Below are 21,305 nucleotides of genomic sequence, written 5' to 3' on the forward strand. Positions count from 1 at the left end.
GGCCCCTCTCGGCCTTCACGGAGCAGAGCGGTTTCCCTCTCATCTTGCCGCTCCCACGCCGATCAGGCACCCCGAGCCGATCAACCGGGTGTGACCAGCCCCGATTCGTACGCCAGCACGACGGCCTGGGCCCGGTCGCGCAACGACAGCTTCGAGAGCACCTTCCCGACGTGCGTCTTGACGGTCTGCTCGGCAACGAACAGGCGTTCGGCGATTTCGGTGTTCGACAGCCCGGCCGCGATGAGCTCGAGCACCTCGCGCTCGCGGGGGGTCAGTGTCTCCAGCTCTTTGTGCCGGGCCCGTGGAGCAACGCGCCGACGAGTGACGTCCGCGATCAGCCGCCGGGTGACGGTAGGTGCGAGGAGCGCCTCGCCTGCCGCGACGACGCGGACCGCGCGGATCAGTTCCTCCGCGGGGGCGTCCTTGAGCATGAATCCGCTCGCACCGATGCCCAGCGCCTCGTAGACGTACTCGTCGATGTCGAACGTTGTCAGCATCAGCACCCGAACTGGAGGATCCATTGCTGCGGAGAGGATTTCACGGGCCGCATCGAGGCCGTTCATCTCGGGCATCCGCACGTCCATCAGCACGACGTCGGGGCGCAGACGCTTGACCTCGGCGACCGCGACGAGCCCATTCGGGGCGTCGCCGATGACACTGATGTCGGGCTGGGCGGCCAGCAGCGCCCCGAAACCCTGCCGCACCATCGCCTGATCGTCCGCAATGAATACCGTGATCGCCACCGCCACAGACTAGGCCAGTGTCGTCGACGAGACGCCGACCGCGGCGGCCGAGCCGCCGGGGATATGCGCCCTGACCTCGAATCCCCCGTCGTCGAGCGGTCGGGTGTCGAGCGTGCCGCCGACGGCCCGGGCCCGCTCGCGCATACCGCGAATACCACTCCCTCCGGACGATTCCGCGTGCGCGCCGACGCTCGGCTCCGAGGTGGCCGGACCGTTCGTCACGACGAGTGACGTCACCGCGGACGAGTAGTCGAGCGCGACCTCGACGTGGGCGCCCGGGCAATGCCGCGCGGCATTGGCGAGAGATTCCTGCAGGATCCGGTACACAGTGAGCCCCGCCGCCTCCGAGATGACCGCCGGATCTCCGGTCATGCTCCGCGACAGCGAGATTCCCGCCCGCACGCTGGCGTCGAGAAGCTCATCGATCTGTGCGGTTCCCGGCTGCGGTGCGCGCTCGACCTCCGCACCGTCGCTACGCAGTACTCCGAGCAGGCCACGCACCTCGTTGAGCGCCTCGCGCGCCGTGGCACCGATGGACTCGAACTCCGCCCGGGCCTCGTCCGAAACCGACTCGACCCGGTAAGGCGCACTCTGGGCCTGAACCACCACGAGCGACATGTGATGGGCCACCACATCGTGCAGGTCGCGGGCGATGCGGGCCTTCTCCTCGAGAATCGCCCGTCGTGCCCGCTCCACCTCGGTGACCTCCGCCTGCCGGGCAAGCTGACGCCGAGAAAGGACGAGCCACCGGATCAACAGACCGAACAGCACCAGCACCGTCAGCCCCACCGCCCAACCCCGGCCATCCTGTCCGGGTGCATCGGCAAGGAACAGCATCGCGGTCGCCGCCCACGCCACCGCGACCACCGCGACGGGCGAGCGCAGGCTCACCGCGAACAACAACGCCATCAGCACCATCACGTGGACCACCTGCCACGGGAAGTCGTAGTCGCCGACACGTTCGTACACCACCGGAATCACCAGTGCGCCGGACGCCGAGATCGCCCATCCCAGAGCAGGATTGGCCCGGATCAACACCATTGGCAGCGCGGCAAGTCCGGCGATGAGCGGCTGCACGCCTGCCGGAACGAGGTGCGTCACGTGCAGGGTGGGCCATGCGATCGCGTACAGCACCGCGGTGACGAACAGCACGAGCCCGTCGAGGCGCTGACCGGTGCTGAGCCTGCCGAGCCTCGGGCCTGCTGCCGCGACGGCGCCGTGTGCGGCATGCCCCAGCGGGCGTTTTTTCCTTCTCACCCCCAGAACAGTAGGAACCGGGCCCCGAAAAGTCCTCATACCTCAGGGTGAGATGGCACTGGCTCCCCGGTACGAGGGCGGCGTCCACGGCCACCCCCGGAGCCGCCCAGAATCGGAACCGCGGAGTGATGTGCCTGCGTAACGCCCATTTCTAACGTTCTGTGGCATGGGAACCACGAGATGGGCCGGCGCCGTCCTCGCCGGCGCGGCGATACTGACCACGACGATGGCGGCCCCCCAAGCGGAGGCACACGCCCCGCAGCGTGAAAGCGCCACCGCAACCCGGGCAGTGGCCGCGCTCGTGTCCGATGACGCCCACCGCGCGGCACAGGCACTACCCGGTGATTTCGCCGAGGTCATCGGATACCGTCCGCAAGTCCGGGACGGGATCCTGGTCAACCCACACGGAGACTGCTCCTCCCCGGTCCCTCTCCCCACCGAGTTCGAGACCGCTTGTATGGCACACGATCTCGGCTACGATCTGCTCCGCTATGCGCGGGTCAGCGGTGGCGACCTGGGTACCTGGGCGCGCACCGATCTCGATGCCCAGCTCGACCGTCGCATGCACGCCGCATGCGACGTCCGGGACACCGACCGCGCCTCCTGTTACATGATGGCCAATGCCGCGACCACCGCGGTCGACGCGAACTCCTGGCGACAGGGCTACGGCACCCCGGTCGAGGAGCCGTGGCTGCGCTACGGGGTCGGCGGCGCGCTCGCCTTCACCGGAATCGCCCTCGCGTCCGCCGCGGTGCGGCGCGTGCGGCACCGGCTACCGACCGTCCGGATACGGAATCTCGGCAGCGGGGCACCGGCATGAGCGCAGGTGCGGAAGTCACGTCCCGCATCCGTGGCGGCACGCTCACCGCAGTGGCCGCAGCGCTGCCACGGGTCGGCACAACCGTCGCCGTCACCGGCGCAAGCATGATCTCGATGGCGCCGTCGCTGCTCCCCCGCTCCCCGCTGGCGCAGGGTGTGGTGACCGGGCTGCTCGCGGCCACCGGTTGGGGACTGGCGGCGGCGGCCCGGCGTCTCGCGCGCCGCACGCCGGACGACGCTCAGGACGGGCGACGGATCGCTGCCTTCGCGCTCGCCGCGATTGTGCTGCTGTGGGCCACCCTCGCGGCGCACCAATGGCAGAGCGCCCTGCGGGCGGCGATGCACGTGCCGGCCATCGGTCCCTCACACTGGGTGCAGGTCGCGTTCTGGGCGGTGGTGGTGTGCCTGACGCTGTTCGGCTTCACCCGCGCAGTCGGCACCGTAGCCCGCAGACTCCGGCTGCTCCGCGCGGTAGCGCTCGCGGCGGTGATCGTGACCGCTGGGTACTTCGCGACACCGTCGGCCACCGCAGTTGCCGCACAACACTTCCGCGATTCGAATGCTGTCATCGATCCCACCCTCGGAACCGGCGTGCCCGGATCGCTCATCCCGTGGGAATCGATCGGCGCCGAGGGCCGCATTTTCATTGCGGGAAGGACGGATTCGTCGAGCATCCGAGTCTACGCAGGACTGGATTCGGCGTCCGATGTGTCCTCCCGCGCGGCGCTGGCCGTCCAGGAACTCGAACGCACCGGCGCCTTCACCCGCGGGCATGTCGTGATCGTGGTCCCCACCGGATCCGGCTGGATCGACGGCGAGGCTGCCACGGGGCTAGAGCGGCGGTTCGGCGGCGACACCGCGCTGGTGGGCATGCAGTACTCGTATGCGCCGAGTTGGGCGACGTTCCTGTTCGGCCGCGACAGCGCCGAGCAGTCCGCGCGGGCGCTGTTCACCGCAGTGGCGGACCACACTGCGCGGTTTCCTGTCGATGCCCGGCCCGCGCTGCACGTGTATGGGCAGAGCCTCGGTTCAGTGGGTGGCAGCGCGATCTTCGACGACGCGGGTGACCTGCGGGCCCGCACGTGCAGCGCCCTGTGGGCGGGTCCGCCGGCCGGCGCGGTCCGGCAGGACGGCGCCACCGTGCTGGCCAACAGCTCCGACCCGGTGGTGTGGTGGTCACCGATGCTGATGGTCCGCCCACCCGAGCTGGACCACGTCCGTGTCGATGCGCCGGTGCCGCAGTGGCTTCCCGGGGTCAGCTTCCTCCAGGCAAGCGTGGACATGCTGTTCGCACTCGACTCCCCCTCCGGCCACGGCCACCGCTACGGCGCCGACCAGGGCGCCCGGATGGCCGACTGCGACTGACCGGATCCGGCCCACAGCACGCGCCACCGGCCTACCGTGGGAACCATGAGCCGAGATCCACAGACGGAAGCGGCGCGCGCGATCCTGCGGGACAATTTCGAACGGATCCGCGAGCTGGTAGTGGCGTCGACCGACGGCCTCACGCCGGAGATGTCCGGCTACCGCCCGGGTCGGGACGCCAACTCGATCGCGTGGCTGCTCTGGCACCTCACCCGCGTTCAGGACGATCATGTCAGCGACGCCGCCGGCGCAGCGCAAGCGTGGACGTCCAGGGGATGGCTGGAACGGTTCGATCTCCCCTACCCGCCGGGCGACATCGGATACGGCCAGAGCAGCGCCGACGTCGGAGCCATGCACGCAGACGCGCAGCTACTCGCGGACTATCACGGGGACGTGCACCTGGCGACGCTGGAGTACGTCGATGAACTCACCGACGAGGAGCTCGCCCGGATCGTCGATCGGCGCTGGGATCCGCCCGTCACCGTGTCGGTACGACTCGTCAGCGTGATCGGTGACTGCCTGCAGCACCTGGGGCAGGTGGCGTATGTGCGGGGACTGTTCGAGTCGCGGTGATCCGGTAGTCGCGGCGGTCCACCCGCCGGGTGCGATGGCGGTACGCGGTGACGGTGCCGGGCCAGTTGGTGGTGATCTTGCCGGACGCGCTGCGATACCAGCTCGCGCACAGGCTCCACACCGATGTCGCGAGCCTGCGCTGGATCCGCTCGTTGAACCGCCGCTCGACACCCGCATCCACCTCGACGGCGAGACCCGGCTGCTCGATCAGCCACTGCACCAGCCCGACGATGTGTCGGGCCTGCGATTCGAGCATGTACACGATCGACCCGGAGCCGAGATTCGTATTGGGGCCGTACATCATGAACAGGTTCGGGAACCCGGCGGTGGTCATACCGAGATAGGCCTGCGCACCGTCGGACCACGCCTCGGCGAGCGTCAGCCCGCCGCGGCCGCGAATCGTCATGGGTGCGAGGAATTCGGTTGCGGCGAAGCCGGTTCCGTAGACGATGACGTCGGCCGGGTACAGCGTCCCGTCGGATGCACGTACCCCCTCTGGCTCGATGCGCTCGATGCCGTCGACCACCACTTCCACGTTGGAGCGGGCGACGGCCGGATAGTAGTCGTCCGACAGGAGCATCCGCTTGCATCCCGGTTCGTGGTCCGGGGTGAGCGCCGCGCGCAGCACCGGGTCCGCGACCTGCCTCTCGAGGTGCCGCCGAGCCAGCCGGCCGGCCAGTCTGCCGCGCGACTTCGTGTCGACCAGTGCGACCGTGAGGATCTCGAAGACCCCCCACGTGAGGAGCCTCTCGGCCCGCTGCGCTGCGGGGACGGCCCGGAACAACCTGTGATGCCACGGGCGGTACTCGGTGTCGGGTTTCGGCAGGATCCAGGGCGCCGACCGCTGAAACAGCGTCAGCCGTCCGACGACCGGCGCAATCGCCGGTACGAACTGGATGGCACTCGCGCCGGTGCCGATCACTGCGACCCGTCGTCCCGCCAGCGGAATGTCGTGGTCCCACTCGGCGGAGTGGAACGCTTCGCCCGCGAAGGTGTCCCGACCGGGGAGCGCAGGGATCGCCGGCCGAGACAGCTGCCCCACCGCGGTGACGAGGACGTCGGATTCGAATACCTCACCATCGGCGGTGCGCACCGACCACCGGTTCGTCTGCTCGTCGAACTCGGCCGTCCTGACCTCGACACCGAACCGGATGAGCCGCCGCAGCCCATGATCGGCGACGACGCCGCGAAGGTACGCGAGAATGTCCGGCTGCTCCGAGAACCGGCGGGGCCATTCGGGATTGGGTTCGGTGGAGATCGAATACAGCGGCGACGGCACATCACACGCCGCGCCCGGATAGGTGTTGACGCGCCACACCCCGCCGACGTCGTCGCCCTTCTCGAGGATCGTGATGTCCGTGAGACCGGCCCGCCGCAACTCCAGCGCCAGCGTGATCCCACCGAATCCCGCGCCGATGATCATGATCGACGGCTGCCCCACGCCGGCCCTCCTGCCACCCGATTCGTCCTGTCTCGGAGCCTAGTCCTCCGTGGACGCCGACAGCCCGGATCCGCGCGGATCCGGGCTGTCGTGGCGGAGCAGTTCTACGCGACAGGCGATGCGATCGGCCCGCGGGCCGCCTCGTAGGCCGCGCCGACGCGGTACAGGCGCTCGTCGGCCAGTGCCGGTGCCATGATCTGCAGGCCGACCGGCAGGCCGTCATCCGCCGACACACCCGACGGCACCGACATCGCGCAGTGGCCGGCCAGGTTGGTCGGCAGCGTGCACAGGTCGGACAGGTACATCGCGAGCGGATCGTTCACCTTCTCGCCCAGCTTCCACGGCGTGAACGGGCTCGTCGGCGACACCAGGACGTCCACCTTCTCGTACGCGGCATCGAAGTCGCGCGCGATCAGGGTGCGGACTTTGAGTGCCGAACCGTAGTAAGCGTCGTAGTAACCGGACGAGAGCGCGTAGGTGCCGATCATGATGCGACGCTTGACTTCCTTGCCGAATCCGGCGGCGCGGGTCGCGGCCATGACCTGCTCGGCGCTCATGCCACCCTCGTCGACGCGCAGGCCGTAACGCATGGCGTCGAAACGCGCGAGGTTGGAGGACACCTCACTCGGCAGGATCAGGTAGTACGACGCGAGCGCGTACTCGAAGTTGGGACACGAGACCTCGACCACCTCGGCACCGAGCGCAGTGAGCTGCGCGACCGCGGCGTCGAACGACGCGATGACCCCCGCCTGGTAGCTGTCGGAGCGCAGCTCCTTGACCACACCGACGCGCACGCCCTTCAGGTCGCCGGCAGCGCCCTGGCGGGCTGCCGCGACGACCGGCCGAACCGGCTCCTTCACCGATGTGGAGTCACGCGGGTCGTGCCCGGCGATCACCTCGTGCAACAGCGCGGTGTCGAGCACGGTGCGGCCGCACGGGCCGCCTTGATCCAGCGACGACGCACATGCGACGAGGCCGAAACGCGAGACGGTGCCGTACGTGGGCTTGGTACCGACCGTAGCGGTCACCGCGGCGGGCTGACGGATGGAGCCGCCGGTGTCGGTGCCGATCGCGAGCGGGGCCTGGTACGACGCGAGCGCCGCCGCCGAACCGCCGCCCGAGCCACCCGGGATGCGCGTGGTGTCCCACGGATTCCGGGTAGGTCCATACGCGGAGTTCTCGGTGGACGAGCCCATCGCGAACTCGTCCATGTTGGTCTTGCCCAGGATCGGAATCCCGGCCTCGCGCAGCTTGGTCGTCAGCGTCGCGTCGTAGGGCGACACCCAGCCCTCGAGGATCTTCGACGCGCATGTCGTCGGCATGTCCGTCGTGGTGAAGACGTCCTTGAGCGCGATCGGCACACCCGCGAGCGCCGATGCCGGCTCGTCACCGGCGGCGAGGGCGGAATCGACCTCCTTCGCGGCCACGAGAGCCTGTTCGCCGGCGACATGCAGGAACGCGTGCAGCTCGCCGTCGACCTCACCGATCCGGTCGATGTGCGCCTGTGTGGCCTCGACCGAGGAGATCTCGCGGGAGTGGATCTTCGACGCCAGTTCGGAGGCGTCGAGACGGGTCAGATCGGTGCTCATTCGCCCTCTCCCAGGATCTGCGGAACGGCGAAGCGATCCTGTTCGACGGCCGGGGCACCGGACAGCGCCTGCTCGGGCGTCAGCCCCGGCACGATTACGTCGGGCCGGGTCACATTCGTGATCGGATTGGGGTTCGCGGTGGGCGGGACATCCTCTGCCGCGACCTCGGACACCGCCTTCACGTGGCTGAGAATCGAATCCAGCTGACCGGCGAACTCGTCGAGTTCGGCGTCGGTCAGGGCGAGCCGGGACAGCCGGGCGAGGTGGGCGACCTCGTCACGGGAGATGGCAGGCACCTTCGGTGACCCCTTTCAGGTCGGAGTGGGCATTTCCGACCAGCCTAGAGCGTGGCCTGATCCGCCGTGCAGCCCGTCACCCCAGCGGTCGTGGGTCTGGGGTGAAAGGATAGGAAACGGCGGGGGCTCGAACCGTGTCCCTTCCGCGACATCGAACCCGGTACCGAACCGGCGTCGAACAGACGGAAAGGCCGCACGTGTCCTACCTGCTCCGCGTCCAGCTCCCCGACCGGCCGGGCAGCCTCGGCGCACTCGCCGTCGCACTCGGATCGGTGGGTGCGGACATCCTCTCGCTCGATGTCGTCGAGCGGGGCTCCGGATTCGCCGTCGACGATCTGGTCGTCGACGTCGAGGCCGGTTCGTTGCCGGACACCCTGATCACGGCGGCCGAGAAACTCCCCGACGTCCATGTCGACTCCATCCGCCCGTACTCGGGCATGCTCGACACACACCGTGAGCTCGAGCTGATCGACCACGTCGCTACCGCACACTCCAACCGGCTACAGGTCCTCGTCGACGGCGCTTCCCGCGTGCTGCGGGTCGGCTGGAGCACGGTGATGGAGATCGGCCCGCACGGCGCGTTCCGCGTCGTGGGCAGCCCCGGCGCACCCGAGACCCACGCAGGCGACGCCCCGTGGATGCCGTTGAAGAAGGCCACCATGCTCGACGGCGACGCCGACTGGGTGCCGCAGGTGTGGCGCGAGATGGACACCACCCTCGCGGCAGCGCCGATCGGAAACACCGGCCGCGTGCTGCTGCTGGGACGGCCCGGCGGGCCGGAGTTCCGCCCCTCGGAGGTGGCTCGACTGGGCTACCTCGCAGGCATTGTCGCCACCGTCCTGGGCTGAATCTTCCCCTAGACCAGTTCGCGCACCAGGGCGGTGAGTTCGATACCGGGAGCCGGTGCCCAGTTGCGTTCCGGTACAGGGACGAACCCGTTGCGGTCGTAGATGCGACGCGCCTCGACCATCTCCGGTTGGGTCGAAATGACAACCGCCCGGTCGCCGCGATCGTAGGCGATGTCGAGAACGTGGCGCACCAGGGCCGAACCGACGCCCTTGCCGCGGGCCGACGGCGCGACCGCGAGCATGCGGAACTCGAGTTCTCCGTCCCCGGCAACATCCGCGAACGGCGAGGTCGGTTCGGCGATGGTCACCGATCCGACGATCTCGCCGCCGATCAGCGCGACCACGACCTCAGCCTGCTCCGCGCGGGTCTTGGTGTCCCGCAACTGGGATGCGTACCGGTCGGAGTCGGCGACGAAGCCACCCTCGACGTACACCTGGGCGGTGAGCTCCCCGACCGCCTCGAATTCGGCCGGTGTCACGGCCCGGATATCGATCATGGCGTCACTATGACAGCCACGCCCCGCCGGAAAAAGCCGATTCGCCCGCCCTCACCGGTGGAAATGAGACTCCCACCACATCCGGCCGGACCGCCGGATCGGACCGCCACCGCACGGACAGGTGCCCGCCGGGCACACCCCGGACTGCGCACGAACCGATTCCCACCAGCACAGACGGCACCTTGTGCGACATCTGAACACCTGCCGTCACGCAGCAGTTTTCCGTTCACCGGGAAACCCCGATCAACGACGCAACGTCGTAGCGTGGTGTTCATCACGTAGACAACCGCGGCGCCCTCGTGTGAATCGTCCTGTCGCGCTGCGCTTCTGCTCCGAACAGTCAGATTCCGTCCGGTCCGCTTTCGAGCAACCGCCGGAATCCGGCCTCGTCGAGAATGGGAACTCCGAGGTCGGCAGCCTTGTCTGCCTTCGATCCGGGCGCGTCACCGATAACCACGAACGCCGTCTTCTTCGACACCGAACCAGCCGCCTTACCACCGCGCGCCAGGATCGCCTCCTTGGCCTCGTCGCGGGAGAACCCCTCGAGAGACCCGGTCACAACGATCGACAGCCCCTCGAGATTCCGCTCGATCGACTCGTCCCGCTCGTCCTCCATCGACACCCCGGCGTTGCGCCACTTGTCGACGATCTCGCGGTGCCAGTCGACGGTGAACCATTCCACGACCGCCGCCGCGATCGTGCCGCCGACGCCGTCGACGGCCGCGAGCTCCTCGACGGTGGCGTTCTCGATCCGTTCCAGTCCGCCGAACTCACCCGCCAGCGCCCGTGCCGCCGTCGGGCCGACGTGCCGGATGGACAGGGCAACCAGCACCCGCCACAGCGGCTGCTGCTTGGCCGAGCCCAGATTGTCGAGCAGCCGACGTCCATTCGCCGAGAGCGTGCCGGCCTTCGTGGTGAACAGCGACGTCTTCATCAAATCGTCTTCGGTGAGCGAGAACAGGTCGCCCTCGTCGATGATCACCCCGGCCTCGAGCAATGCCGTCGCGGCCTCGTATCCGAGCACCTCGATATCGAATGCGCCGCGGCCCGCGACGTGGAAGACTCTCTCCCGCAACTGCGCCGGGCAGGAACGCTGATTGGGGCAGCGGATGTCCGCATCGCCCTCCTTCGCCGGGGCGAGCGGGGTGTGACACTCCGGGCACACGGTGGGCATCTCGAATGGATACTCGGAGCCGTCGCGCACGTCGACGACCGGACCCAGGACCTCAGGGATCACCTCACCGGCCTTGCGGATCACGACGGTGTCGCCGATCAGCACGCCCTTGCGCTTGACCTCGGACCCGTTGTGCAGGGTCGCGAGTGACACCGTCGACCCAGCCACCGTCACCGGCGCCATGTACGCGAACGGAGTGACCCGGCCGGTGCGGCCGACGCTGACCCGGATGTCGAGCAGCTTGGTGGTCGCCTCCTCCGGCGGGTACTTGTACGCGACGGCCCAGCGCGGCGCACGGGACGTCGAGCCGAGACGACGATGCAGCGCCATCTCGTCAACCTTCACCACCAGGCCGTCGATCTCGTGCTCGACATCGTGCCGGTGCTCGTCCCAGTACTTCACCTTCTCGATGACGGCATCGATCCCGACCACCCGGGAGGTGTGTGACGACACCGGCAGCCCCCACGCTGCGAGCGCGGTATAGGCGGCGTACTGCCCGACGGGATCGAAGCCCTCGGTACGACCGAGACCGTGGCAGATCATGCCGAGGCGACGGCGCGCCGTGACGGCCGGGTTCTTCTGGCGCAACGAACCGGCCGCCGAGTTGCGCGGATTGGCGAAGGGCGCCTTACCGTCCTGGACGAGCGATGCATTGAGGGTGGCGAAATCCTCGAGGCGGAAGAACACCTCTCCGCGCACCTCGAGCAGCGCCGGAATCGGGAATTCGTCACTGGGCGTGAGTGTTTCGGGAATGTTACCGATGGTGCGGGCATTGAGCGTGACGTCCTCGCCGGTGCGCCCGTCGCCGCGTGTGGCCGCGCGGACCAGCCTGCCGTTCTCGTACACGAGGTTGAGCGCGACGCCGTCGATCTTGACCTCGCACAGATAGTGGAGATCAGGTCCGCCAGGAGCAGAGCCTGCAGAGCGCCCGTCGAACACCTCACCCTCCACCCGGCTGGCCCAGGTCCGCAGCTCGTCGAGGTCGAAGACGTTGTCGAGACTGAGCATTCGCTCGAGATGGTCGACAGCGGCGAAGTCGGTAGCGAAACCACCACCGACGAGCTGCGTGGGCGAGTCCGGCGTCCGCAGATCCGGGTGGCGTTCCTCGAGCGCATTCAGCTCACCGAGCAGCGCGTCGAACTCGCCGTCCGAGATGATCGGCGAATCGAGCACGTAGTAGCGGAACTGGTGGTTGCGAACAACCTCGGCGAGTTCCTGCCAGCGTTCGCGATCCTCCGCGCTCGCGGGCTCCACCACGGCATCGGACGGGCTGGTTGTTGCGGTAGCGGCTTCGTTCTCGTCCACCTCGGAAGGCTATCGCAGGCTACCGACACCGATCGACCCGGCGCGAACGGGAGCACCGGTCGCCCCGGGCACGAAAACGTGTCGCGACCTCCCGTTCAGGCCATCGCGTCGGGGTCGGCGCCGTCCGCGAACGCGCGGGCCAGCTCGGCAGCGCTGCGCAGCGCCGCGCGGGCACCGTCCGCACTCGCACCCGCCAACCCACAGCGCGGCGTGACGAGCACCCGATCGGCCAGCAGGGTCCGTGGAAAGCCCAGTCGGTCAACGAGTCTGACGGCTGGCTCGGCCAAATCCCGCCAACCTGGCATCCGTTCCACGCCCGCCGCCGGAACCAGACCGAGCGCCAGGTCGACGCCCGCGTCGAGGAGTTCACCGACGCCATCGAGGTCGTCGGTGCGCAGCAGGCTGACGTCGAGTCCGACGGCCGAGGCTCCGCTGCGGCGCAGCAGAGCGAGCGGTGCCTCGGCGGCGCAGCAGTGCACGAGCACGGGAAGGTCGAGCCGTTCGATCACCGACTGCAGCACGGCTAGGGCCTCCGGCTCGGGGAGCGCCCGCGGGGTTTGCAGGATCGAGACACCGGTCAGCGATCCGGCGAGCACAGCCGGCAGACCCGGCTCGTCGAGCTGCACCACTACGGGTGAACCGAGCCGTCGAGCGGCCTCCGCGGCATGTGCGACAAGGCCCTCTGCCAGCGACTCGGCGACATCACGCATCGCACCCCGGTCGGTCAGTACCCGGTGCCCGCCGCCGAGTTCCACCTGCGAGGCCAGCGTCAGCGGCCCCGCGGACTGCAGCTTCACCGGCTGATCGCTCCCCCGTCGGCCGGCGACCTCCCACGCCTCCTCGAGCGCATCGAGGTCGCGAGCCAGCAGGTCACGTGCGGTCCGGGTCACCGGGCCCGCGTGCTGGGCCATCCGGTAGCCGGTGGTGGAAGTGTCGAGCGGCATGTCGACCAGCAGCGCGGCGGCCCGACCGATCATGTCGGCGCCGATTCCGCGAGCCGGCAACTCCACGAGGTGCGGCAGCGCCGGCAGTTCGCCGACGACGATCGCGGCAGCCTCCCGCGGATCGGTGCCCGGCCACGAACCGGCGCCCGTCGCTACCCCGACGGGAATGCGCGCATCCGTCACGGGCGGTCCGTCTCGGTACCGGTGATCGTTCCGCTACCGATGACCACGTCCCCGGCCTCGTCCGGCCGGTACAGCACGACGGCCTGACCTCGGGCGACACCCGTCAGCGGCTCCGAAAGCTGCACGGTGATACCCCCGTCGTGACGCTCCCCGGCGCCTCGCTCGCCTCGCACCGCCTCGGCGACAGCACGCGCCGTGCCACCGTGAGCCCGAACCTGCACGACGCACTCGATCGGGCCCTCGGGCGCCTGCCCGGAGGTCCAGATCGCACGATCCGCCGAAATGGACCACACCTGTAAGCGTTCCGCCGATCCCACGCGCACCGTTGCGGTCTCGGGCTCGATCGACGTCACGTAGCGGGGCTGACCGTCAGCCGCCGGGCCCTGCACACCGAGCCCCTTACGCTGGCCGATCGTGAAGCCGTGCACACCCTCATGCTGTGCGAGCACCTCGCCGGTGTCGGCATCGACCACCGCGCCGGGCCGGATCCCGATCTTCGCGCCGAGGAACGCGCGCGTGTCACCCGACGGGATGAAGCAGATGTCGTGGCTGTCGGGCTTGTTCGCGACCGCGAGTCCCCGCTCGGCGGCCTCGGCCCGGATCTGCTCCTTGGGGGTGTCGCCGACCGGGAACATCGCCCGCGACAACTGTTCCGAGGTCAGCACCGCGAGCACGTAGGACTGGTCTTTGTCGTCGTCGACCGCACGCCGCAGCACGCCGTCCTCGAGCCGCGCGTAGTGACCCGTCGCCACCGCATCGAATCCGAGAGCCAGCGCACGGTCGGCCAGGGCCGAGAACTTGATCTTCTCATTGCAGCGCAGGCACGGGTTGGGAGTCTCCCCGGCGGCATACGATTCGACGAAGTCGTCGATCACGTCTTCCTTGAATCGATCCGCGAAATCCCATACATAGAAAGGGATTCCGAGAATATCCGCAGCGCGCTTGGCGTCACCGGCGTCCTCCTTGGAGCAGCATCCCCGCGAACCGCTGCGCAGCGTGCCCGGTGCGGTGGACAGTGCCAGGTGCACACCGACCACGTCGTGGCCGGCCGCCACCGCGCGCGCCGCGGCGACCGCCGAGTCGACGCCTCCACTCATCGCAGCCAGAACTCGCATCAACGATCCCCTCCGTGTCGTCCCGTGCCGCCGACGCTTGCCAGTCCAGCGGCGCGGGCACGCTCGATCACCTGAGGCAACGCAGACAGCAGCGCCTCGACGTCCCGTTCGGTCGACGTGTGCCCCAGCGAGAAGCGCAACGATCCGCGGGCAACCACCGGGTCGACGCCCATCGCGGTCAGTACATGACTCGCGCTCGCAACCCCCGCAGTACACGCGGAACCGGTAGAACACTCGACACCCGCGACGTCGAGCAGCATCAGCAGCGAGTCACCCTCGCAGCCGGGAAAAGTGAAGTGCGCGTTGCCCGGAAGCCGCGCGTCACCGATCCCGCCGTTGAGCACGGCGTCGGGGACCAGCCGAAGGACACCGTCGATCAGGCTCTCTCGCAATGCAACCAGCTCCGCCGTACGCGCATCCATTTCGGCCATCGCGATCCGTAGCGCCGACGCGAGACCCACGATCGACGCGGTGTCCTGCGTGCCGGATCGCAGGTCCCGCTCGTGCCCGCCGCCGTGTAGCAGCGGTGCACACGGCACCTGCCGGCCCAGCAGCAGCGCTCCGACGCCCTGCGGCCCGCCCAGCTTGTGCCCGGCGATGCTCAGCGCCGACAGCCCGCTGGCCGAGAAGTCGATCGGCAGGTGTGCCGCAGCCTGGACCGCGTCGGAATGGATCGGGATGCCGTACTCGGACGCGATCGCGGCGATCTCGGCGATGGGGTTTATCGTGCCGATCTCGTTGTTGGCCCACATGACCGTGATCAGCGCCACCTCGTCACCGTGCACCGACAGCTCGGCCCGCACCACCTCCGGGTCTACGGCGCCGGACGTGTCCACCGGCAACCACGTCACCTGAGCGCCCTCGTGCGTCACCAGCCACTCGACGGCGTCGAGCACCGCGTGATGTTCGACGGCACTGGCGAGGATACGAATGCGCCGAGGGTCGGCGTCGCGCCGCGACCAGAAGATGCCCTTGACGGCCAGGTTGTCGCTCTCGGTGCCGCCGGAGGTGAAGATCACCTCGGACGGCCGGGCACCGAGACAGGCGGCTATGGACTCGCGGGACTCCTCGATGCGGCGGCGGGCCGAGCGGCCCGATCCATGCAGCGACGAGGCGTTACCCACCGTTGCGAAGACATCGGTCATCGCCTCGATCGCGGCCGGATACATGGGCGTGGTCGCGGCGTGGTCGAGGTAGACAGCTGAACTGGGGGCAGGCGAGATCATGACCCGACAAGAATAGCCCTTCACCGGAAACCGGCATGTCGGCAGAGTTCCCCGTCACGCCGCATCCACGTGACGGCGCCCCATCAGCTGAGCGACGATCCCGTCGGCGCCGAGGTCGGCCTCGCGCCGCACCAGGCGCTCGCACCGTTCGGCCAGCTCCCGACGGTCGGTCCCGGGCTGCTGCGGCGCCTCCAGGACGACGCGGGCACGCAGGCCCTTCGCCCGAAGCACCCTGCGCATCGAACGGCCGATGGACTCGTCGCCGACGAAGCACGGCTCGGTGGTCGGGGCGTCCGAGCGGTCCTCGTAATGCACAGTCACCGGCTGGACCGGACGCTGCGCGTCGATCGCCGCCTGGAACAGCGCGGGACGGAACCGCCCGAACGCACGCCCACACCACGTGGTCCCTTCCGGGAACACGATCACGGTGTCGCCGCTCCGCAGATGCTCCCGCGCCGCCGCGACGGTCAGCGGCAGGCTCCGCAGCCGATCCCGCTCGATCGGGATCACCCGCACCCGCCGGGCCAGTGCCCCCAGGAGCGGCCAGGTCAGCAGGTCCGCCCTCGCGACGAATTGCCCTGGCGTCACGGCCGCCAGCACCAGAATGTCGAGCCACGAGACATGCCCCGCGACCACCAGCGACCCACCCTCGAAGTGCCGCTCCCGCCGCTCAACCGAGAGCCGAATCCCGATGCTGCGCAGCGCTGTTCGCGCCAAAGACCGGTGGCACAGTGTCCGCCATCGCGATGGCAGCAGCCGCGTCGCCGGAAGCAACAGAGAGGACGACGCGACCAGCACCAGCGCCAGCCAGCGAGCACAAACCGTCACCCCGGACACCCGTGCCGGACTCTGCGGCAGGCAGCCCGTCCCACACGGGCTCGACGGGAGCCACGGGTGGCTCACGCCGCCACCTCGATCGCCGCCGATGCGCGACGCAGCCGCTCGAGGTAGCGGACATCGGCATCGTGACGGCTCTGCAGCGCCACGAAGTCGGCGACCCCGAAGTCCGGATCGTGCGCGGGTTCGCCGCAGATCTTCGCCCCCAGCCGGAGGTACCCGCGCAGGAGCGGCGGCACCGACGGGCGCAGTGGGGCCGCGATGTCCTCGAGAGGACGCCCATCCGCCCGCACCGGGCGCAGCGGGCGCACCCAGCGCGAGCGGTCTGCGGCGTGCCGGCTCAGCAGGACGTCCCGCACGCCCCGCACATTCGCCCCCGCGACAGCGTCGGGCGCGTCCTGCATGGGCACCGACACGCAGCCCATCACCGTGTCGTGGCCGGTCAATTGCAGGTAGTGCAGGATCCCGGCCCACATCAACGCGAGGACCGACCCGGAGCGGTGTCGCATGTCGACGCACGCGCGGCCCATCTCGACGATGCGGTGGGCAGCGGGGTCGAGCGCAGTGAGGTCGAATTCGGTGGCGGTGTAGTAGCCACCGGCCGCGACGGCGGCGTCGGGCGGCAGCATCCGGTAACAGCCGACGAACTCGTCGGACGCATTGTCGCGAACCAGTAGGTGGTCGCAGAAGGTGTCGAACCGATCGGCGTCGAGCTGCTCGGGCGAGTCGGGGATCACGAAGCCAGGTTCCGCACCGAACACCCGGTAGCGCAGCCGCTGCGCGGCGACGCGGTGCTCGGCATCGGAGGAGACAATGAGGGAATAGCGGTTTCCGCCAGGCATTTCGGACATTTCCCGGGCGGGCTGATCGCGTTGGTAGACGGTTTCGGCGAGCGACGAAGTTGTCATGGCGAAGGTCTATCGAGCGGGTGCGGCATCGCGGCATCGCACACGTGACACATGGATGCAGGTTCGGTGAACGCCCGGCGCGCGAATTGACGCCGCGCGCGGGCAATTGCGCGCGCAGGTCGCAAGGTTGCGCGCGGCACGTTGTGGACAACCGTTCGATGTATCCACAACCTGCCCGCGCACTGTCCCGGCGCTCCCCCCGGACTGCACGATGAGCGTCGTGGCAACCGAACCGACACCCCATCCGCTGCGCCGACGCGACGCCCTCGCCCGCGGCTACACCGATTCCGAACTGCGGACGTTGTGCCGCAGCAACGGCTGGCAGCGCCTGCGACCGGGCAGCTACCTGTCTCCGCAGGCACAAGACTCGCTCGGCGCCGAGGCTCGGCACCGGGCACTGATCGCCGCGACACTGCCCGAGCTGAGCTCAGACGCGGTCGTCAGCCACCAGTCCGCGGCGATACTGCACGGTCTGTCGCTGTGGCGCACCCCGCTCGATCGGGTCCACGTCACCCGAGCACTCTCCGGCGGCGGACGCCGGACCAGGCACCTGCACTCACACAGCGCACCGCTCCCCGACCAGGATGTAGCGGACCTGAACGGGATGCCGGTGACAACAGTCGCCCGCACGATCGCGGACTTGTGCCGGACCGTGCCGTTCGAGCAAGCAGTGGTCGTCGGGGATTCGGCATTGACGGATCCCGGGCTTCACCTCGACGACATCGGTGCCGCGCTGGCATACGCGAAGGGTCGCCCCGGTCATCCTGCGGCGCGCCGAGCGCTCTCCTTCCTCGATGGGCGCAGCGAGAGCGTCGGCGAATCGCGCAGTCGTGTCGTGCTGGCGAACCTGGGCCTGCCCGCACCGGTTCTGCAACCGTCGTTGCTGGATCCGGACGGTCTGCTGCTCGGACGCGTCGACTTCCTTTTCCCGAACGAGGGCGTCGTTGGCGAATTCGACGGCCGGGTCAAGTACGGCAAGTACCTACGTCCCGGCCAGTCCCCCGGTGATGCGGTGTTCGCGGAGAAGCAGCGAGAGGACCGGATCCGGGATGCGGGCTGGGAAGTGACGCGATGGATCTGGCGCGACTTCCGCCGCCCGGAAGTGATCGGCACGCGGATCCGCCGGGCAATGAGCCGGTCTGCGGGTCGACCCCGGCCGATCGGTACGGTGCTGCGCGCGAATTGACGCCCCGCGCGCACGGTCGCGCGCGCGGGAGGCGAAGTTGCGCGCGGCGGGGATACCCGACCCAATGCACAGGCCCCCGCCACCGAAACGGTGACGGGGGCCTGCCTGAACCAAAGGGGCGCTGATCAGCCCTTGTGAGCCTTGACGGCCTCGGTGAGCTGCGGTGCGACGTTGAACAGGTCGCCCACGACGCCGTAGTCCGCAATCTCGAAGATCGGGGCCTCTTCGTCCTTGTTGACCGCGACGATGGTCTTCGAGGTCTGCATGCCGGCGCGGTGCTGGATGGCACCGGAGATACCGAGCGCGATGTACAGCTGCGGCGAGACCGTCTTACCGGTCTGACCGACCTGGAACTGGCCCGGGTAGTAACCGGAGTCGACGGCGGCGCGGGACGCACCGACGGCAGCACCGAGCGAATCGGCAAGCTCCTCGACGACCGAGAACTTGTCGGCGGAGCCGACGCCACGACCACCGGAGACGACGACATTCGCCTCGGTGAGCTCCGGACGATCGCCACCGACGATCGGCTCACGCGAGACGACCTTGACGGCGCTCTCGTCCTGAGCCGGAACCTCGACGACGATCTCCTCGCCGGCGCCGGCCTGCGGCTGGGCCTCGACGGCACCCGGGCGAACCGAGATGACCGGAGCATCGCCGTTGGCCTTGGCCTCGACGGTGAAGGCGCCGCCGAAGATCGAGTGGACAGCGCTGCCGTCGGCCTTGATCTCGACGACGTCGGACAGCAGGCCGGAGCCGATGCGGGCCGCCAGGCGTCCGGCGACCTCCTTGCCCTCGGTGCTGGCCGCGGTGATGACGGCGGCGGGGGAAACGGTCTCGACCAGGTTGGCCAGGACGTCGACCTTCGGGGTCACCAGGTAGCCGTCGATGTCGTCGGACTCGGCGACGTAGATCTTCGCAGCGCCGGCGGCGGCGAGCGCCTCGGCGAGCTTGCCCGCGGTGCCGGCCGGGCCGGTGACGACCGCGGACGGCTCACCCAGCACGCGGGCGGCGGTGATGAGCTCGGTGCTGACCTTCTTGAGGGCACCCTCGGCGTGCTCGACGAGCACGAGTACTTCTGCCATTGCTTACTTCTCCCTGTCTTGTCTGCTGGTCTCGAGGGGCCGGATCAGATGATCTTCTGACCCACGAGGTACGCGGCGATCTTGCTGCCGCCGTCGCCCTCGTCGGCAACGCGCTCACCAGCGGTACGCGGGGGCTTGGGGGTGGACGCGGTGACGGTGGTGCCGGCATTGGCGACGCCGACGGTCTCCGGATCGACACCGAGGTCGGCCAGGGTCAGGACCTGAACTTCCTTCTTCTTCGCGGCCATGATGCCCTTGAACGACGGGAAGCGAGGCTCGTTGATCTTCTCGGTGACGGAGACGATGGCCGGCAGGCCGGCCTCGAGGCCGAAGACGCCCTCATCGGTCTCGCGCTCGCCGGTGACCTTGCCGTCAGCGAGGGTCAGCTTGCGCAGCTGCGTGAGCTGCGGCAGGCCCAGGTACTCGGCGATGATGGCCGGGACCGCACCGATGCGACCATCGGTGGCCTCATTGCCCGCGATCACGAGATCGGCAGCCTCGCCGTTCTCGAAGCTGATCTGGCCGAGTGCTGCAGCGAGGGTCCAGCCGGTCTGGATGGCATCGGAGCCGTGCAGGGCCGGGTCGTTGACGTGAACGGCCTTGTCGGCGCCCATCGACAGCGCCTTGCGGATGGCGTCGGTGGCGCGGTCCGGTCCGGCGCACAGCACGGTGACCTCACCGCCATCGCGCTCCTTGATGAGGAGAGCTTCTTCGACGGCGCGCTCGTTGATCTCGTCGAGCACTGCGTCGGCGGCCTCGCGGTCAAGCGTGAAGTCGCCGTCGGAGAGCTTGCGCTCAGACCACGTGTCGGGGACCTGCTTGATCAAAACGACGATGTTCGTCATGGGTCTTCGTCGACCTCCTGTGTCTATCTACCTGATGATCGCGAGCGGCTCCGCGAGATGCCGAGCTCTCGTAAGTAATTTCGTCGCACGTTGACTGAGCGACAGATTACCCCACGTTAAGTTACTGACAGGTAACTTAGGCGGAATCCGGTCCCACCATAACCGCCACCGGGGGCTTTCACGGCTGTGATGTGGACCACCCCGACTCTCGCCGATACCGTTGGCACTAACCTCGCTGAGGTGAGCGAATCCACAGTTGGTTCCACTGCCGAGTCCCTCGAGACCGCGGCGGCGTCCCCGGACGGCGCCGCGACCCTGCCACTGACCGGCGAGCGGACCGTGCCCGGAATCCCCGAGGAGAACTACTGGTTCCGGCGCCACGAGGTGGTCTACCGAGACCTGCTCCCCCGCTGCGAGGGCCGCACCGTCCTCGAGGCCGGATCGGGAGAAGGCTATGGCGCCAACATGATTGCCGATGTCGCGACGAGCGTTACCGGACTCGACTACGACATCTCGGCCGTCGAACACGTACGCGCCCGGTACCCCCGCGTGGAGATGCTGCACGGCAATCTCGCCGAGCTGCCCCTCGGCGACGGTTCGGTTCAGACGGTCGTCAACTTCCAAGTGATCGAACACCTCTGGGACCAGGCGCAGTTCTTGCGCGAGTGCCACCGAGTCCTCGCTCCGGGCGGCGAACTTCTCGTGAGTACACCGAACCGGATCACATTCTCGCCGGGCCGCGACACCCCACTCAACCCATTCCACACCCGTGAGCTCAACGCCGCCGAACTCAGCGAACTGCTCGTGGAAGCCGGCTTTCGCGTGGCCGTCATGACCGGCGTCCATCACGGACCCCGGTTGCGCGAACTCGATGCCAAGCACGGCGGCTCTTTCATCAACGCCCAGATCGACCGCGCCCTCGCGGGCGAGCCGTGGCCGGCGGACCTCACCCGCGATGTCGAGGACGTCGACGCCGACGACTTCGAACTCCGCGAGGCCGATATCGACGACAGCCTCGACCTCGTCGCCATCGCGATCAAGGACCCCCTGAATTGAGCGGCGTGACGCACAC

Annotated in this window: 20 protein-coding genes; 6 read left to right on the top strand and 14 right to left on the bottom strand. The window is 68.8% G+C overall.

Annotated features, from left to right (window positions below; translation table 11 throughout):
* Positions 1–80: 80 nt before the first annotated feature.
* On the bottom strand, positions 81–743 hold the full coding sequence (locus ERC79_RS03755; protein WP_131575848.1) for a response regulator transcription factor: 663 nt from the start codon (positions 741–743) through the stop codon (positions 81–83).
* A 9-nt stretch (positions 744–752) separates the two neighbouring features.
* A complete protein-coding gene (locus tag ERC79_RS03760; RefSeq protein ID WP_242676843.1) occupies positions 753–1,979 on the bottom strand; it encodes a histidine kinase in 1,227 nt (408 codons plus the stop codon).
* A 187-nt stretch (positions 1,980–2,166) separates the two neighbouring features.
* Here ERC79_RS03760 and ERC79_RS03765 point away from each other — a divergent pair, with 187 nt between their 5' ends.
* Genes ERC79_RS03765 through ERC79_RS03775 form a run of 3 tightly spaced genes read left to right on the top strand, consistent with a single transcriptional unit; the run spans position 2,167 to position 4,757 of the window.
* Complete coding sequence (locus ERC79_RS03765; protein ID WP_131575853.1) at positions 2,167–2,820, top strand: hypothetical protein; 654 nt, start codon at positions 2,167–2,169, stop codon at positions 2,818–2,820.
* Positions 2,817–4,184, top strand: a complete 1,368-nt coding sequence (locus ERC79_RS03770; protein ID WP_131575854.1) for an alpha/beta-hydrolase family protein — start codon at positions 2,817–2,819, stop codon at positions 4,182–4,184. The genes ERC79_RS03765 and ERC79_RS03770 overlap by 4 nt, the downstream gene beginning before the upstream one ends.
* Positions 4,185–4,229: 45 nt before the next feature.
* The gene (locus ERC79_RS03775; protein WP_131575856.1) at positions 4,230–4,757 is read left to right on the top strand and encodes a DUF664 domain-containing protein; all 528 of its coding nucleotides are present in this window, start codon (positions 4,230–4,232) and stop codon (positions 4,755–4,757) included.
* On the opposite strand, the gene ERC79_RS03780 is transcribed toward ERC79_RS03775, so the two are convergent.
* The 3 genes from ERC79_RS03780 to gatC form a co-directional block, all read right to left on the bottom strand.
* Entirely contained in the window at positions 4,684–6,198 is a 1,515-nt protein-coding gene (locus ERC79_RS03780) for an NAD(P)/FAD-dependent oxidoreductase (RefSeq protein WP_207390422.1), read from the bottom strand. The two genes, ERC79_RS03775 and ERC79_RS03780, sit on opposite strands and share 74 nt — an antisense overlap.
* A gap of 104 nt (positions 6,199–6,302) precedes the next feature.
* Positions 6,303–7,787, bottom strand: coding sequence for an Asp-tRNA(Asn)/Glu-tRNA(Gln) amidotransferase subunit GatA (gene gatA / locus ERC79_RS03785; protein WP_131575858.1), 1,485 nt, complete (start codon positions 7,785–7,787; stop codon positions 6,303–6,305).
* Positions 7,784–8,083 carry an Asp-tRNA(Asn)/Glu-tRNA(Gln) amidotransferase subunit GatC gene (gatC, locus tag ERC79_RS03790; RefSeq protein WP_131575860.1) on the bottom strand — a complete coding sequence of 100 codons (300 nt, stop codon included), beginning with the start codon at positions 8,081–8,083 and terminating at the stop codon, positions 7,784–7,786. Before gatC ends, gatA begins: the two co-directional genes overlap by 4 nt.
* Positions 8,084–8,280: 197 nt before the next feature.
* On the opposite strand from gatC, the gene ERC79_RS03795 reads away from it, so the two are divergent.
* On the top strand, positions 8,281–8,931 hold the full coding sequence (locus ERC79_RS03795; protein WP_131575862.1) for an ACT domain-containing protein: 651 nt from the start codon (positions 8,281–8,283) through the stop codon (positions 8,929–8,931).
* A gap of 8 nt (positions 8,932–8,939) precedes the next feature.
* Here ERC79_RS03795 and ERC79_RS03800 read toward each other — a convergent pair whose 3' ends face one another.
* The 7 genes from ERC79_RS03800 to ERC79_RS03830 all read right to left on the bottom strand — a co-directional run bounded on the left by ERC79_RS03800 (position 8,940) and on the right by ERC79_RS03830 (position 17,063).
* On the bottom strand, positions 8,940–9,428 hold the full coding sequence (locus tag ERC79_RS03800) for a GNAT family N-acetyltransferase (RefSeq protein WP_131575864.1): 489 nt from the start codon (positions 9,426–9,428) through the stop codon (positions 8,940–8,942).
* A 340-nt stretch (positions 9,429–9,768) separates the two neighbouring features.
* The gene (ligA, locus tag ERC79_RS03805) at positions 9,769–11,856 is read right to left on the bottom strand and encodes an NAD-dependent DNA ligase LigA (protein ID WP_165497202.1); all 2,088 of its coding nucleotides are present in this window, start codon (positions 11,854–11,856) and stop codon (positions 9,769–9,771) included.
* Positions 11,857–12,002: 146 nt separating this feature from the next.
* Entirely contained in the window at positions 12,003–13,034 is a 1,032-nt protein-coding gene (locus ERC79_RS03810) for a methionine synthase (RefSeq protein ID WP_131575869.1), read from the bottom strand.
* Positions 13,031–14,149 carry a tRNA 2-thiouridine(34) synthase MnmA gene (mnmA, locus tag ERC79_RS03815; protein WP_131575871.1) on the bottom strand — a complete coding sequence of 373 codons (1,119 nt, stop codon included), beginning with the start codon at positions 14,147–14,149 and terminating at the stop codon, positions 13,031–13,033. The genes ERC79_RS03810 and mnmA overlap by 4 nt, the downstream gene beginning before the upstream one ends.
* Positions 14,149–15,375: a cysteine desulfurase family protein gene (locus ERC79_RS03820; RefSeq protein ID WP_131575873.1), complete on the bottom strand. Its 1,227-nt coding sequence runs from the start codon at positions 15,373–15,375 to the stop codon at positions 14,149–14,151. Before ERC79_RS03820 ends, mnmA begins: the two co-directional genes overlap by 1 nt.
* Positions 15,376–15,429: 54 nt before the next feature.
* Positions 15,430–16,278, bottom strand: a complete 849-nt coding sequence (locus ERC79_RS03825; RefSeq protein ID WP_207390423.1) for a 1-acyl-sn-glycerol-3-phosphate acyltransferase — start codon at positions 16,276–16,278, stop codon at positions 15,430–15,432.
* Positions 16,275–17,063, bottom strand: coding sequence for a GNAT family N-acyltransferase (locus tag ERC79_RS03830; RefSeq protein ID WP_242676844.1), 789 nt, complete (start codon positions 17,061–17,063; stop codon positions 16,275–16,277). The genes ERC79_RS03825 and ERC79_RS03830 overlap by 4 nt, the downstream gene beginning before the upstream one ends.
* Before the next feature lie 277 nt (positions 17,064–17,340).
* Here ERC79_RS03830 and ERC79_RS03835 point away from each other — a divergent pair, with 277 nt between their 5' ends.
* Positions 17,341–18,306, top strand: a complete 966-nt coding sequence (locus ERC79_RS03835) for a hypothetical protein (protein WP_242676738.1) — start codon at positions 17,341–17,343, stop codon at positions 18,304–18,306.
* A gap of 125 nt (positions 18,307–18,431) precedes the next feature.
* Here the strand turns inward: ERC79_RS03835 and ERC79_RS03840 are convergent, their stop codons facing one another.
* Positions 18,432–19,388, bottom strand: a complete 957-nt coding sequence (locus ERC79_RS03840; protein ID WP_131575879.1) for an electron transfer flavoprotein subunit alpha/FixB family protein — start codon at positions 19,386–19,388, stop codon at positions 18,432–18,434.
* Between the two features lie 44 nt (positions 19,389–19,432).
* On the bottom strand, positions 19,433–20,233 hold the full coding sequence (locus tag ERC79_RS03845) for an electron transfer flavoprotein subunit beta/FixA family protein (protein WP_131575881.1): 801 nt from the start codon (positions 20,231–20,233) through the stop codon (positions 19,433–19,435).
* A 186-nt stretch (positions 20,234–20,419) separates the two neighbouring features.
* Between ERC79_RS03845 and ERC79_RS03850 the strand changes: the two genes are divergently transcribed.
* Positions 20,420–21,289 (top strand): class I SAM-dependent methyltransferase, encoded by an 870-nt coding sequence (locus tag ERC79_RS03850; protein ID WP_242676739.1) that lies wholly within the window; start codon positions 20,420–20,422, stop codon positions 21,287–21,289.
* Positions 21,290–21,305: the final 16 nt, after the last annotated feature.

This window comes from Rhodococcus sp. ABRD24, assembly GCF_004328705.1.
In the GTDB taxonomy this organism is placed as follows: domain Bacteria; phylum Actinomycetota; class Actinomycetes; order Mycobacteriales; family Mycobacteriaceae; genus Prescottella.

Bases quoted from the DNA above. Each gene is read 5' to 3' on its own strand.
- ERC79_RS03765 (WP_131575853.1), top strand. From the start codon at position 2,167: ATGGGAACCACGAGATGGGCCGGCGCCGTCCTCGCCGGCGCGGCGATA.
- ERC79_RS03770 (WP_131575854.1), top strand. From the start codon at position 2,817: ATGAGCGCAGGTGCGGAAGTCACGTCCCGCATCCGTGGCGGCACGCTC.
- ERC79_RS03775 (WP_131575856.1), top strand. From the start codon at position 4,230: ATGAGCCGAGATCCACAGACGGAAGCGGCGCGCGCGATCCTGCGGGAC.
- gatA (WP_131575858.1), bottom strand. From the start codon at position 7,787: ATGAGCACCGATCTGACCCGTCTCGACGCCTCCGAACTGGCGTCGAAG.
- ERC79_RS03800 (WP_131575864.1), bottom strand. From the start codon at position 9,428: ATGATCGATATCCGGGCCGTGACACCGGCCGAATTCGAGGCGGTCGGG.
- mnmA (WP_131575871.1), bottom strand. From the start codon at position 14,149: ATGCGAGTTCTGGCTGCGATGAGTGGAGGCGTCGACTCGGCGGTCGCC.
- ERC79_RS03820 (WP_131575873.1), bottom strand. From the start codon at position 15,375: ATGATCTCGCCTGCCCCCAGTTCAGCTGTCTACCTCGACCACGCCGCG.
- ERC79_RS03830 (WP_242676844.1), bottom strand. From the start codon at position 17,063: ATGTCCGAAATGCCTGGCGGAAACCGCTATTCCCTCATTGTCTCCTCC.
- ERC79_RS03840 (WP_131575879.1), bottom strand. From the start codon at position 19,388: ATGGCAGAAGTACTCGTGCTCGTCGAGCACGCCGAGGGTGCCCTCAAG.
- ERC79_RS03845 (WP_131575881.1), bottom strand. From the start codon at position 20,233: ATGACGAACATCGTCGTTTTGATCAAGCAGGTCCCCGACACGTGGTCT.